Annotated in this window: 10 protein-coding genes and 1 pseudogene; 7 read left to right on the top strand and 4 right to left on the bottom strand. The window is 69.5% G+C overall.

The genetic code is table 11. The features are described 5' to 3' along the window. Positions 1 to 27 precede the first annotated feature (27 nt). Genes betA through AB0F15_RS02285 form a run of 3 tightly spaced genes read right to left on the bottom strand, consistent with a single transcriptional unit; the run spans position 28 to position 4773 of the window. A complete protein-coding gene (gene betA / locus AB0F15_RS02295) occupies positions 28 to 1698 on the bottom strand; it encodes a choline dehydrogenase (RefSeq protein WP_360263895.1) in 1671 nt (556 codons plus the stop codon). Between the two features lie 9 nt (positions 1699 to 1707). Continuing rightward, on the bottom strand, positions 1708 to 3276 hold the full coding sequence (locus AB0F15_RS02290; protein ID WP_360263892.1) for an amino acid permease: 1569 nt from the start codon (positions 3274 to 3276) through the stop codon (positions 1708 to 1710). 30 nt (positions 3277 to 3306) lie between these two features. Next, positions 3307 to 4773 (bottom strand): aldehyde dehydrogenase family protein, encoded by a 1467-nt coding sequence (locus AB0F15_RS02285; protein WP_360263890.1) that lies wholly within the window; start codon positions 4771 to 4773, stop codon positions 3307 to 3309. Positions 4774 to 4865: 92 nt separating this feature from the next. On the opposite strand from AB0F15_RS02285, the gene AB0F15_RS02280 reads away from it, so the two are divergent. Further along, positions 4866 to 5447 (top strand): TetR family transcriptional regulator, encoded by a 582-nt coding sequence (locus tag AB0F15_RS02280; RefSeq protein WP_360263888.1) that lies wholly within the window; start codon positions 4866 to 4868, stop codon positions 5445 to 5447. A gap of 251 nt (positions 5448 to 5698) precedes the next feature. Beyond that, complete coding sequence (locus AB0F15_RS02275) at positions 5699 to 6820, top strand: aromatic ring-hydroxylating dioxygenase subunit alpha (RefSeq protein ID WP_360263885.1); 1122 nt, start codon at positions 5699 to 5701, stop codon at positions 6818 to 6820. Here AB0F15_RS02275 and AB0F15_RS02270 read toward each other — a convergent pair. Then, the gene (locus AB0F15_RS02270; RefSeq protein WP_360263882.1) at positions 6817 to 7464 is read right to left on the bottom strand and encodes a GntR family transcriptional regulator; all 648 of its coding nucleotides are present in this window, start codon (positions 7462 to 7464) and stop codon (positions 6817 to 6819) included. The two genes, AB0F15_RS02275 and AB0F15_RS02270, sit on opposite strands and share 4 nt — an antisense overlap. A gap of 60 nt (positions 7465 to 7524) precedes the next feature. Here AB0F15_RS02270 and glyA point away from each other — a divergent pair, with 60 nt between their 5' ends. The 5 genes and pseudogenes from glyA to AB0F15_RS02245 form a co-directional block, all read left to right on the top strand. Beyond that, positions 7525 to 8802, top strand: coding sequence for a serine hydroxymethyltransferase (glyA, locus tag AB0F15_RS02265; RefSeq protein WP_360263879.1), 1278 nt, complete (start codon positions 7525 to 7527; stop codon positions 8800 to 8802). Next, complete coding sequence (locus tag AB0F15_RS02260; protein WP_360263877.1) at positions 8799 to 10010, top strand: sarcosine oxidase subunit beta family protein; 1212 nt, start codon at positions 8799 to 8801, stop codon at positions 10008 to 10010. The genes glyA and AB0F15_RS02260 overlap by 4 nt, the downstream gene beginning before the upstream one ends. A gap of 8 nt (positions 10011 to 10018) precedes the next feature. After that, the gene (locus tag AB0F15_RS02255; protein WP_360263874.1) at positions 10019 to 10297 is read left to right on the top strand and encodes a sarcosine oxidase subunit delta; all 279 of its coding nucleotides are present in this window, start codon (positions 10019 to 10021) and stop codon (positions 10295 to 10297) included. Beyond that, entirely contained in the window at positions 10294 to 12837 is a 2544-nt protein-coding gene (locus tag AB0F15_RS02250) for a 2Fe-2S iron-sulfur cluster-binding protein (protein ID WP_360263871.1), read from the top strand. The genes AB0F15_RS02255 and AB0F15_RS02250 overlap by 4 nt, the downstream gene beginning before the upstream one ends. Further along, a pseudogene (locus tag AB0F15_RS02245) lies at positions 12827 to 13041 on the top strand (sarcosine oxidase subunit gamma); the annotation flags it as partial. The gene AB0F15_RS02250 and the pseudogene AB0F15_RS02245, both read left to right, overlap by 11 nt.

The following is a 13041-nucleotide window of genomic DNA, read 5'->3' as shown; positions in this document are numbered from 1 at the left end:
GCACTTTCACGTGAAAGTGCCGCTTGGTCACTGTGCGGCGGCGGGTTCCCCGTGCCGGTAGAACGGCAGCTTGATCGGGGCGAGCGGGGTGTTGCCGAGGATCAGGTCGGCGGCCTTCTCGGCGGTCATCATCACCGGCGCGTAGATGTTGCCGTTGGTGATGTAGGGCATCACCGACGCGTCGACCACGCGCAGGCCTTCGGTGCCGTGCACCCGCATGCTCTGCGGGTCGACGACGGACCTGTCGTCCACGCCCATCTTCGTCGTGCACGACGGGTGCAGCGCCGTCTCGGCGTCCCTGGCGACCCAGTCCAGGATTTCCTCGTCCGTCTCGACGGACGGCCCCGGCGAGATCTCCCCGCCGTTGTACGGCTCCAGTGCGGACTGGTTGAGGATCTTCCGCGCGACCCGCATGGCCTCGACCCATTCGCGGCGGTCGTTTTCGGTCGACAGGTAGTTGAACTTGATCGCCGGGTGCTGCCGCGGGTCGGTGGAGGTGATCTTCACCGAGCCGCGCGTGTCGGCGTACATCGGGCCGACGTGCACCTGGTAGCCGTGGCCTTCCGTGGGTGCCGAACCGTCGTAGCGGATCGCCACCGGCAGGAAGTGGAACATCAGGTTCGGGTACTTCACCTCGTCGTTGGACCGGACGAACCCGCCGCCCTCGAAGTGGTTCGTCGCGGCCGGCCCGGACCGCAGGAACAGCCACTGCGCGCCGATGTAGGGCCGCTTCCACTTCGCCAGCGACGGCTGCATCGACACCGGTTGCTTGCAGGAGTACTGGATGTACACCTCCAGGTGGTCCTGGAGGTTCTCGCCGACGCCCGGCAGGTCCTTCACGACGTCGATGCCGAGCTTCTCCAGGTCGGCGGCGTTGCCGACGCCGGAGAGCTGCAGCAGCTGCGGGGTGTTGATCGCCCCGCCGCAGAGGATGATCTCCTTGCCGTACACCTCGGCCGGCACACCGCGGCCCTGCGCGTACTCGACGCCGACCGCGCGCGTGCCGTCGAAGAGGACCTGCGACACGAACGCGCGGGTCTTCACCGTGAGGTTGGGCCGGTCCAGCACCGGGTGCAGGTAAGCCCCGGCCGCCGACAGCCGCCGTCCTTTCCGGACGTTCCGGTCGAAGGCCGCGAAGCCCTCCTGCCGGTAGCCGTTGACGTCGTCGGTGCGGGGGTAGCCGGCTTGCTCGGCGGCGTCGAAGAAGGCGCCGAACAACGGGTTCGACGCCGGGCCGCGCTCCAGCTCCAACGGACCGTCGTGGCCGCGCCACTGGCCGTCCGGCGGATCGGCGAGGCAGTTTTCCATGCGGTTGAAGTACGGCAGGCAGTGCGCGTAGTCCCAAGTGGACATACCGGGGTCGCTCGCCCAGCGTTCGTAGTCCATCGGGTTGCCGCGCTGGAAGATCATCCCGTTGATGCTGGACGACCCGCCGAGCACCTTGCCGCGTGCGTGGTAGATGCGCCGCCGGTTCATGTGCGGCTCGGGTTCGCTGCGGTAGCCCCAGTCGTAGAACTTCGACCCGATCGGGAACGTCAGCGCGGCCGGCATGTGGATGAAGACGTCCCACTTGAAGTCCGACCGGCCCGCCTCCAGGACGAGGACCTTGTTCGCCGGGTCGGCGGACAGCCGGTTCGCCAGCGCGCAGCCCGCCGAACCACCGCCGACGATGACGAAGTCGTAGGTTTCGGTACTCATGCGTCCTCCTCAGCCGGGCAGGGTGTCCGGGGCGCTGTCGGGCATGTGCTCGGGGCTCGTGTGCGACGAACCCCAGGTGCCGCGCCGGACGTACAGCATGATCGCACCGATGAGCACGATCAGCCCGGTGACGATCACCGCGCCCCACTGGAAGTACCAGTGGTCGGAGCCGTAGACCTCGGCGCGCGGCCAGATCAGGTTGACCGTCATCCCGGCGCCGTAGACCACCGCGACCAGGTTCACCAGCGTGCCCCAGCGGCCGAGCTTGAAGTACGGGCCGTGCTCCGGGCGCGGCCAGCCGCCGCGCAGCCGGCGGATGAGCATCGGCCCGGTGACCATCAGGTAGGGGATGTAGAACAGGATGATCGCCGTCGAAGTCAGGATGAAGAACGCCCGCTGGTTGCCGAGGTTGATCAGCAGCACCACGACCGTGAGGCCGCCGGTGAGCAGGGCGGGCAGCACCGGCGTCTTGGACCGCGGCGACACCTTCGCCATCGCCTTGCTGAACGGCAGGCGGCCGTCGCGGGCCATCGCCCAGCTCATCCGGATGGCCGCGGTCTGCACGGCCAGGCAGCACACGGTGATCGCGATCGCCGAGCAGATCAGGAAGGCGTCGCCGAGGCCCTCGCCGAGCGTGCTCTTCAGCAGGTACGGCATGCCGGACGTGCTCAGCTCCTTGGCACTGAGGTCACCGACCGCCATCATGCCGAACAGCATGATCAGGCCGCCCACGATGAACGCCGCGGTGATCGCCCGCAGGATCGCCCGGGGAGCGTGGCGCCGCGGCTGGGTGGTCTCCTCGGCCAGCGAACCCGCGGTGTCGAAGCCGTAGAAGACGTACGCACTCATCAGGGACGCCACCAGGAAGGCGCCGAGGTACCCGGACGAGTGAGCGTCACCGGTGCCGGCGGTGTCGAAGACCAGGCCGGGGCCGCGCTTGATGTGGATCGCCAGCGCGATCACGAGCAGGACGCTCGCACCGAGCTCGACCGCGACACCGAAGTTGTTGATCTTCGCCATCAGCTTGACGCCGATGATGTTCACGATCGTGGCGAACACCACCAGGATCACGGCCAGGATGATGGCGTTCTGGGCACCGCCCGGGGTCGACGTCAGGCCGGCGTCGTCGGGACTGCCGACGATCTGGAACGCGGTCGAGACCTGCGGCAGGATGATCTGGTAGGCCACCGCGACGGCCGCGGCCGTGACGATCGCGCCGATGATCATGATCCAGCCGGCCAGCCACGACGTCGCCGGTTTCGCGATCTGCTTTGCCCACTGGTACACCGACCCGGCGAGCGGGAACTGCCCGGCGAGCTCGGCGAAGCACAGCGCCACGGCGGCCTGGCCGACGAAGACCAGCGGCCACGTCCAGATGAAGGCCGGTCCGCCGGAGCCGAAGCCGAAGAAGAACAGCTGGAACACGCCTGTCAGGATGGAGATGTAGCTGAACCCGGCGGCGAAGCTGGAGAACGACCCGAGCGAGCGCTCGAGTTCCTGGCGGTAGCCGAACTTCTCGAGTTCGGAGCTGTCGTCCGGAGCAGGCCCCCCGCCCGCCGGTATTTCCTGAGTGGTCATCGCGTGCGTCCTCACGTGGTGGGGGAAGGATCAGCCCTTGAACCAGTGCTGCGGAGCGGGATCGATGTTCTGGTAGATGTGCTTGCTCTCCTGGTACTCCGCCAGCCCGGACGGTCCGAGCTCGCGGCCGATGCCGGACCGGCCGAACCCGCCCCACTCCGCCTGCGGCAGGTAGGGGTGGTAATCGTTGATCCACACGGTGCCGTGGCGCAGGGCCCCGGCGACCCGCTGGGCGCGGGACGCGTCCGACGTCCACACGGCTCCGGCGAGCCCGTACTCGGTGTCGTTGGCCAGCGCGATCGCGTCAGCCTCGTCGGTGAAGCGTTCCACGGTGACGACCGGGCCGAAGACCTCTTCCCGGACGATCGCCATCTCCCTGGTGCACTCGGAGAAAACGGTCGGACGCAGGAAGAAACCGTTTTCGTACGCCGGTCCTTCGGGGCGCTTGCCACCGGCCCGGAGCGTGGCGCCCTCCGCGAGAGCGCTTTCGATGTAGCCCTCGACCTTGGCGCGGTGCTGCGCCGAGACGAGCGGACCCGTTTCGGTCTCCGCATCCAGGCCGTCACCGACACGGATGCGGTCGGCACGCGCGGCGAGGTCGGCGACGAACCGATCATGGATTCCATCTTGGACGATCAACCGCGCGCCCGCTGAACAGACCTGTCCGGAATGGACGAACGCCGCCATCAGGGCGTAGTCGAGCGCCGTGTCGTAGTCGGCGTCGGCGAACACCACGTTCGGGTTCTTGCCGCCGAGTTCGAGGGCGACCCGGCGCACGCCCTTGGCGGCGGCGGTCATGATCTTCTCGCCGGTCGCGTAGCCACCGGTGAACGAGACCAGGTCCACGGCCGGGTGCTCGACCATCGCCGCGCCGACGTGACCCGGGCCGAGCAGGAGGTTGACGACGCCGGGTGGCGCGCCGGCCTCTTCGAGGAGCGCGACCAGCTTGATCGTGGTCAGCGGGGTGACTTCGCTGGGCTTGAGCACGACGGTGTTGCCCGCGGCGAGGGCGGGCGCGACCTTCCACGACATCTGGAGCAGCGGGTAGTTCCACGGCGCGATCAGCGCGCAGACGCCGACGGGTTCGTGCACGATCCGGCTGACCACGGTGGCGCTGCCCGCGTCGACCAGGCGTCCGGCGTCCTTGCCGGCGAGGTCGGCGTAGTAGCGGAAGACGTTCGTCACGTCGTCGATGTCGATGCGGCCTTCGCCCAGCGTCTTGCCGGTGTCGAGGCTCTCGGTGCGGGCCAGTTCCTCGCGGTCGCGGACCAGGAGGCCGGCGGTCCGGCGCAGCAGCGCACTGCGTTCACCTGCGGTGGTGCGGCGCCACGGGCCCTCGTCGAAGGCCCGGCGAGCGGCTCTGACGGCGGCGTCGACCTCCTCGCGACCCGCTTCGGCGACGGTCTCGATGACTTCGCCGGTGGCGGGGTTCAGCACGGCAGAGCCGGCTCCTCCGGACGCGTCGGCCCAGATCCCGTCGATGTGGAGGTCCTTCACGGGCGCCCCTTCCCGGATCGGTAGTGGCTGCTCGGTGCCTGAGTGCGTACATTTGTACGCGAAGTGTGTACAGATGTCCACAAGGGGGCTCGATGGTGAAGAGCGAACCCGGCGCAACGCGGCGCCGGGGTCCGAACGATCCCGAACGGCGGGCGCGGATCGCCAAGGCGGCGGTCGAGGTGGTCGCCCAGCGGGGGATCGACGGGGTCACGCACCGATCCGTCGCGGCGGCGGCCGGCGTCCCGCTCGGCTCGACGACCTACCACTTCGCGACGCTGGACGACCTCCTGGAGGTGGCCCTGCACGAGGCGGCGGAGAAGAACGTCCACGCGCTGAAGGAGTGGGAGTCCGCGCTCCCGCCGGACGCCGACTTCGCCGCGGCGCTCGCCGATCTGGTGATGGGCTACATCAACGAGCAGTACCGCGACACGGTGGTCGAGTACGACCTGTACGTCGCGGCCCTGCACCGTCCGGCGCTCCGCAAGGCGAGCGCGGCCTGGGACGACGCCCTGATCGCGTTCTTCGGCTCCCGCACGGACCCGCTCACCGGCCGTCTCCTGGCCGGCCTGTTCTGCGGCCTCCTCATGCAGGCGGCCCTGGCCGACCCCCGCCCGAGCCGCGACGAGATCGAAACCCTCTTCCGCCGCGCCATCGACGGCCCAGCAACCCCGTAACCCACGTGATTGAGCCCGTAACTCGCGTGATTGGGGCCGGAACTCGCGAGTTCCGGCCCCAATCACGCGAGTGCGGGTTCTGATCACGTGAGTTACGGGTTTCGTCCCGCCGTGTGGGTGAAACCCGTGGCGGGCAGTGGAAAAGCTTGGGTTGACAGGGGGTGGGGCGGGAGTCACTCTGGTGCGGAGTGGGCAACTAGACGCGCCTTGCGCAACTAGTCCCGTCCTGATCCGCGGAGAGGACCACGCCGGTGACCACAACCGATCTGCCGCCGAGCCTGCTCGCGACGTTGCCCGGCCGTTCCTACACCGATCCGGCGGTCTTCGCGCTCGAGCAGGCGAAGATCTTCGAGACGGACTGGTTCTGCGCCGTGCGGAGCGCCGACCTGCCGGGTCCCGGCTCGTTCGAGACCGTGCAGATCGGCAAGGAGAGCGTGCTCGTCTCGCGGGGCCGGGACGGGAAGCTGAACGCGTTCCTCAACGTCTGCCGCCACCGCGGGGCGCGGCTGTGCACGTCCGGGAGCGGCACCGTGAAGCGGGCCTTCCAGTGCCCGTACCACGCCTGGACGTACGGCCTCGACGGCAAGCTCATCGCCGCGCCGAACCTCACCGGCATGCCGGACGTCGACCGCACCGAGTTCGGCCTGACGAAGCTCCACCTGCGCGAGTGGCTCGGCTACGCCTGGGTCTGCCTGGCCGACGAGCCGCCGTCGTTCGAAGACACCGTGATCGGCGCGGTCACCGAACGGCTCGGCGGCCCGGCCGAGATCGACGTCTACGGCATCGAGGGCCTCGCGCTCGGCAAGCGCATCGAGTACGACGTGCGGGCGAACTGGAAACAGATCATCGAAAACTTCATGGAGTGCTACCACTGCGCGACGATCCACCCCGAGCTCACCGAGGTGCTGCCGGAGTTCGCCGACGGCTACGCCGCGCAGTACTACGTCGGCCACGGCGCCGAGTTCGGCGGCGGGATCAAGGGCTTCACCGTCGACGGCAGTGAAGGCGTCGACCGCCTCCCCGGCGTCACCGAGGCCCAGGACCGCAAGTACTACGCGATCACCATCAAGCCGGGTGTCTTCGTCAACCTCGTGCCCGACCACGTCATCGTCCACCGGATGTTCCCCCTGGCCCCGGACCGGACGCTGGTGCGCTGCGACTGGCTCTACCTGCCGGAGGTCGTCGAGTCGGGGCGCGACCTCTCCCGCTCGGTCGAGCTGTTCCACCGCGTCAACCTGCAGGACTTCGAGGCGTGCGAACGCTGCCAGCTGTCGATGGACTCGCGTTCGTACGCCGACGGCGGGGTGCTCGTGCCCAGCGAGCACCACATCGGCGCCTTCCACGACTGGGTCCGCGCGAAGCTGGCGGTCTAGATCAACGCCCGGATGGCGGCCTCGAACCCGGTGACGTGCTCCAGCGTCAACGCGGCGGCCTTCTCGGCGTCGCCCTCGATGATCGCGGTGAGGAGCGGGACGTGTTCGTCGACGTGGCCGGCCATCCCGGACAGCCGGGGGACGAACACGCACCAGATCCGGGTGGCGAGGTTGTCGTACCGGATCAGCGTGTCCTCGAGGAACGGGTTGTGCACGCACCGGTAGATCGCCCGGTGCAGGGCGAGGTCGGTGCGCAGGAGTTCGGCGTTGTCCCCGCCGGGGACGTCCGCGTCGAGCCGGGCGCGCAGGTCGGTCAACGTCGCCCGGTCGGCCGCGGTCGCGCGCCCGGCCGCGGCGGCCGTCGCCATCGGCTCCAGCGTGCGCCGGACCTCGGAGATGTGGGCGAGGTCGGAGATGTTGACGTCGGTGGCGAACGTCCCGCGCCGCGGGTAGGCGACGACCAGGCGTTCGGCCTCCAGCCGTTTCAGCGCCTCGCGGATCGGCGTCCGGCCCATGCCGAGCGTGGTGCCGAGCTCCTCCTCGTTGAGGGGGGAGCCCGGGCGGATGTCCAGCATGACCAGGCGATCGCGGATGAAAACGTACGCCTGTTCCGCCAGCGAGGGGGGATTGACCTGGGGGTGCACGCCGCTTAGCCTACATCGACAATTGATATATCAGAAGTCGACCACACGGAGGCAGTGCGGATGACCGCGACGATCGACCAGCACGTGCTCAACCGCTCCCTGGCCGACTACGACCCGGTGGTCGCCGAGGCGATCGGCGCCGAACTGCACCGGCAGCAGTCGACGCTGGAGATGATCGCCTCCGAGAACTTCGCCCCGCTCTCGGTGCTCCAGGCCCAGGGATCGGTGCTGACCAACAAGTACGCCGAGGGCTACCCCGGCCGCCGCTACTACGGCGGTTGCGAGCACGTCGACGTCCTCGAGCAGCTCGCCATCGACCGCGTCAAAGCGCTGTTCGACGCGGAGTTCGCCAACGTCCAGCCGCATTCGGGCGCCCAGGCCAACGCCGCCGCGATGGCCGCGCTCATCAAGCCCGGCGACAAGATCCTCGGCCTCTCGCTGGCCCACGGCGGCCACCTCACCCACGGCATGCGGATCAACTTCTCCGGCCTGCTCTACGACGTCGCCGCGTACGAAGTGTCCGAAAAGGACTACCGCGTCGACATGGACGAGGTCGAACGGCTGGCGAAGGAACACCGGCCGAAGCTGATCATCGCGGGCTGGTCGGCCTACCCGCGGCAGCTCGACTTCCCCCGCTTCCGCGAGATCGCCGACGACGTCGGCGCGTACCTGATGGTCGACATGGCGCACTTCGCCGGACTGGTCGCCGCGGGGCTGCACCCGTCGCCGGTGCCGCACGCGCACGTCACGACGACCACCACGCACAAGACCCTCGGCGGTCCGCGCGGCGGCGTCGTCCTCACCAACGACCCCGCCTTGGCCAAGAAGGTCAACTCGGCGGTGTTCCCCGGCCAGCAGGGCGGTCCGCTGGAACACGTCATCGCGGCCAAGGCGGTGGCGTTCAAGATGGCGGCCGAGCCGGAGTTCGCCGAACGCCAGCAGCGGACGCTGCGCGGCGCGAAGCTCCTCGCCGAGCGGCTCGTGCTCGAAGCGGACATCTCGGTGCTGACCGGCGGCACCGACGTCCACCTCGTGCTCGCCGACCTGCGGAACTCCGAACTCGACGGCAAGCAGGCCGAGGACCGGCTGCACGAAGTCAGTATCACGGTGAACCGCAACGCCGTCCCGTTCGACCCGCGGCCACCGATGGTGACGTCGGGTCTCCGCATCGGCACCCCGGCGCTGGCCACCCGCGGCTTCGGGGACGCCGGGTTCCGCGAGGCCGCCGATGTCATCGCCGAGGCCCTCCGGCCCGGCTACGACGTCGAGAAGCTGCGGGCCCGCGTCACCGCGCTGGCCGAAGCGTTCCCGCTGTACCCCTCGGAGGAGGCTCGATGACCGACCTGCCGGAGCACCCGGACTTCCTCTGGGACAACCCCGAGCCTCGCAAGAGTTACGACGTGGTCGTCGTCGGCGGCGGCGGGCACGGCCTCGCCACCGCGTACTACCTGGCCAAACAGGGCATCACCAACGTCGCCGTGCTGGAGAAGGGCTGGCTCGCCGGCGGGAACATGGCCCGCAACACCACGATCATCCGCTCGAACTACCTCTGGGACGAGAGCTCCGGCATCTACGAGCACTCCCTCAAGCTGTGGGAAGGCCTCGAAGAGGACCTCGGCTACCCGATCCTGTTCAGCCAGCGCGGGGTGCTCAACCTGGCGCACAGCCTGCAGGACGTCCGGGACAGCGTCCGCCGCGTGGAGGCCAACAAGCTCAACGGCATCGACGCCGAGTGGGTGGACGCCGACGGCGTCAAGGAGCTCTGCCCGATCGTCAACACCTCACCGGACGTCCGCTACCCGGTGCTGGGCGCGACCTTCCAGCCGCGCGCGGGCATCGCGAAACACGACTACGTGGCTTGGGGTTTCGCGCGGGCCGCCCACGAAATGGGGGTCGACCTCATCCAGAACTGCGAGGTCACCGGAATCTCCACAGTGGACGGCCGGGTCACCGGCGTCGAGACGTCACGGGGCCGGATCGCCGCGGGCAAGGTGGGGCTCTGCGCGGCCGGGCACACCTCGGTGCTGGCCCGCATGGTCGGGCTCGACCTGCCGCTGACGTCGCACCCGCTGCAGGCGCTGGTGTCCGAGCTCCTCGAACCGATCCACCCGACGGTCGTCATGTCGAACGCCGTGCACGTCTACGTCTCCCAGGCGCACAAGGGTGAACTCGTGATGGGCGCCGGCATCGACAGCTACAACGGCTACGGCCAGCGCGGCTCGTTCCACATCATCGAGCAGCAGATGGCCGCCGCCCTGGAGCTGTTCCCGGTGTTCGCCCGGGCGCACCTGCTGCGGACGTGGGCGGGCATCGTCGACGTCAGCCCGGACGCGTCGCCGATCATCGGCCTCACGCCGGTCGAAAACCTGTTCCTCAACTGCGGCTGGGGCACCGGCGGCTTCAAGGCCACCCCCGGGGTCGGTGACGTCTTCGCGCACACCATCGCCCGCGGCAAGCCGCACGAGTACGCCGAGCCGTTCACCCTCGACCGGTTCACCACCGGTGCCCTCGTCGACGAGCACGGCGCCGCCGCCGTGGCGCATTAGGAGACTCGATGCAGCTGATCCCTTGCCCGTGGTGCGGTCCGCGCGAAGAGGCCGAGTTCCACTACGGCGGCCAGGCGCACGTCGCCTACCCCGCGGATCCGTCGGCGCTGTCCGATGAGGAGTGGGCGAAGTTCGTCTTCTTCCGCGAGAACCCGAGCGGGCCGTTCGCGGAGCGCTGGAGCCACTCGGCGGGCTGCCGCCGGTGGTTCAACGCCGTCCGCGACACCCGCACCCACGACCTGAAGGCGGTCTACCGCCTCGACGAACCCCGGCCGGTGAGCTCATGACCCGGCTGTCCGGCGTCCCGCTCAAGTTCACCTTCGACGGCCGCGAACTGACCGGTTTCCTCGGCGACACCCTGGCTTCCGCGTTGCTGGCCAACGGCATCCACCAGGTCGCGACCAGCATCAAGTACGGCAGGCCGCGTGGCATCGTGGCCGCCGGTGTCGAGGACTCGAACGCCTTGGTGCAGATCGAAGCGCCGTTCCCGGAGCCGATGCTGTCCGCGACGACGGTCGAGCTGTACGACGGTCTGGTTGCGCGTGGCCTGCGCGGTCAGGGACGGCTCGCCACCGAACCGGACCCGGCGCGGTACGACGCCAAGCACGCCCACTGCGACGTCCTGGTCATCGGCGCCGGGCCCGCGGGCCGCGCGGCCGCTGCCGCCGCCTCCGGTCAGGTCCTGCTGGTCGATGACCAGCCCGATGGCGAAGCTCCCGAAGGTGTCCGGTTCCTTTCGCGCACCACGGCATTCGGCGTCTACGACGACGGGTTCGTGCTCGCCCTGGAGCGCCGGGGCGAACCCGCGGCCCCCGAACGCCTCTCGCGGCAGCGGATCTGGCGGATCCGGGCGAAGCGGATCGTCATCGCGACCGGCGCCCACGAGCGGCCGATCGTGTTCCCGGACAACGACCGCCCGGGCATCATGCTCGCCGGTGCCGCGCGGACGTACCTGAACCGCTACGGCGTCTTGGCCGGACAGCGCGTGGTCGTGTTCACCACCAACGATTCCGCGTTCGACGCCGCCTCCGACCTGGCCGACGCCGGGGCCCGGATCGTGCGGATCGTCGACGCCCGCGAGGGCTACGGCGTGATCGGCACCGATGGCGGCCCCGACGGGCACATCGCCGCCGCGCACGTCGCGAAACTCGGCGAGGTGCAGGGCGAGCGGGTCGAGTGCGACCTGTTGCTCGTGTCCGGCGGCTGGAACCCGGCCGTCCACCTGTTCAGCCAGGCGCGCGGAAAGCTCCGGTACGCGCCCGAGCTGGGCGCCTACGTCCCGGACGGCGACCTGCCGACGGTGCGCGTAGTCGGCGCCGCGGCGGGGGAAGGGCTGCCGGAGACCAAGGTGCTCTGGCAGGTCCCCGCGCCGGAGTCCGAAGCAGACACCCGGTTCGTCGACCAGCAGCGGGACGCGACGGTGTCCGACGTCCTGCGCGCGACCGGCGCCGGCCTGCGCTCGCTGGAGCACATCAAGCGCTACACGACGATCGGCACCGCACACGACCAGGGCAGGACGTCCGGCATGCTCGCCGCGGGCATCACCGCCGAAGCCCTCGGTGTCGACTTGTCGACCCAGCGGCCGACGACGTTCCGCCCGCCGTACACCCCGGTGCCGTTCGCCGCGCTCGCCGGACGGCACCGCGGTGACCTGCACGATCCCGTGCGCGTCACGACGATCCACCCGTGGCACGTCGAGCACGGCGCCGAGTTCGAGAACGTCGGCCAGTGGAAGCGGCCGTGGTACTACCCGCGGCCCGGCGAGTCGATGCGCGACGCCGTCCGGCGCGAGTGCCGCGCGGCGCGCACCGACGTCGCCGTCATGGACGGGTCCACGCTCGGCAAGATCGACGTCCAGGGTCCGGACGCCGGCTGGTTCCTCGACATGCTCTACACGAACATGATGAGCACCCTCAAGGTCGGCCGGATCCGCTACGGCGTGATGTGCGGCGTCGACGGCATGGTGATCGACGACGGGACGGTGATCCGCGTCGGCGAGGAGCGGTTCCTCGTCACCACGACCACCGGTAACGCAGCGAAGATCCTCGAGTGGATGGAGGAGTGGCTCCAGACCGAGTGGCCGCACCTCGCCGTCTTCGCGACGTCGGTCACCGAGCACTGGACCACGATCCCGCTGGTCGGGCCGCGTTCGCGGGAAGTCCTCGGCCGCCTGGCGCCGGATCTGGACGTCTCCAACGAGGCCTTCGGGTTCATGACCTGGCAGGACGCGGAGGTCGCTGGGATACGGGCGCAGGTCTGCCGGATCAGCTTCTCCGGCGAACTGGCCTACGAGATCAACGTCCCGTCGTGGCACGGACCCGCGCTCTGGCAGTCCATAGTGGACGAGGGCGCCACGCCGTACGGCACCGAGACCATGCACGTCCTGCGCGCCGAGAAGGGCTACCCGATCATCGGCCAGGACACCGACGGCACGGTCACCCCGCAGGACCTCGGCCTGTCCTGGGCCGTGTCGAAGAAGAAGGCCGACTTCCTCGGCAAGCGCAGCTTCGCCCGCGCCGAGAACAACCGGCCGGACCGCAAGCAGTTCGTCGGCCTGCTGCCGGTCGATCCGTCGGTGCTGCTGCCGGAGGGCTCGCAGATCATCGAGTCCGAAGTCGTGCCGGAACCGCCGGTGCGGATGCTCGGCCACGTCACCTCCAGCTACGACAGCGCCGCCCTCGGCCGCACTTTCGCGCTGGCGTTGGTCCGGTCCGGGCGCGAACGGATCGGCGAGACGCTGTACGTCCCCGTCGGCGACCAGGTGGTGCCGGTGACCGTGACCGAATCCGTGCTCTTCGACAAGGAAGGAGCCCGTCGTGACGGTTGACGCGGTCGAAGAACCGTTCCGCACCCAGCTCACCGTCCGCCTTCGCGACGGCGACACCCTGCTCGGCGTCGCGCTGCCCACGCCGTGCACGTTCACCAGCGGCCCCGACATCGACATCCTCTGGATGGGCCCGGACGAGTACCTCGTCCTCAGACCGCCACTTTCACGTGAAAGCGACGACCTGGAGGCGGAGCTTTCACGAGA

It is taken from the genome of Amycolatopsis sp. NPDC026612 (genome assembly GCF_040638285.1).
In the GTDB taxonomy this organism is placed as follows: Bacteria; Actinomycetota; Actinomycetes; order Mycobacteriales; family Pseudonocardiaceae; genus Amycolatopsis.
The sequence above is the reverse complement of the archived record's forward strand: the minus strand, read 5'-3'. Positions and strand labels throughout refer to the sequence as shown.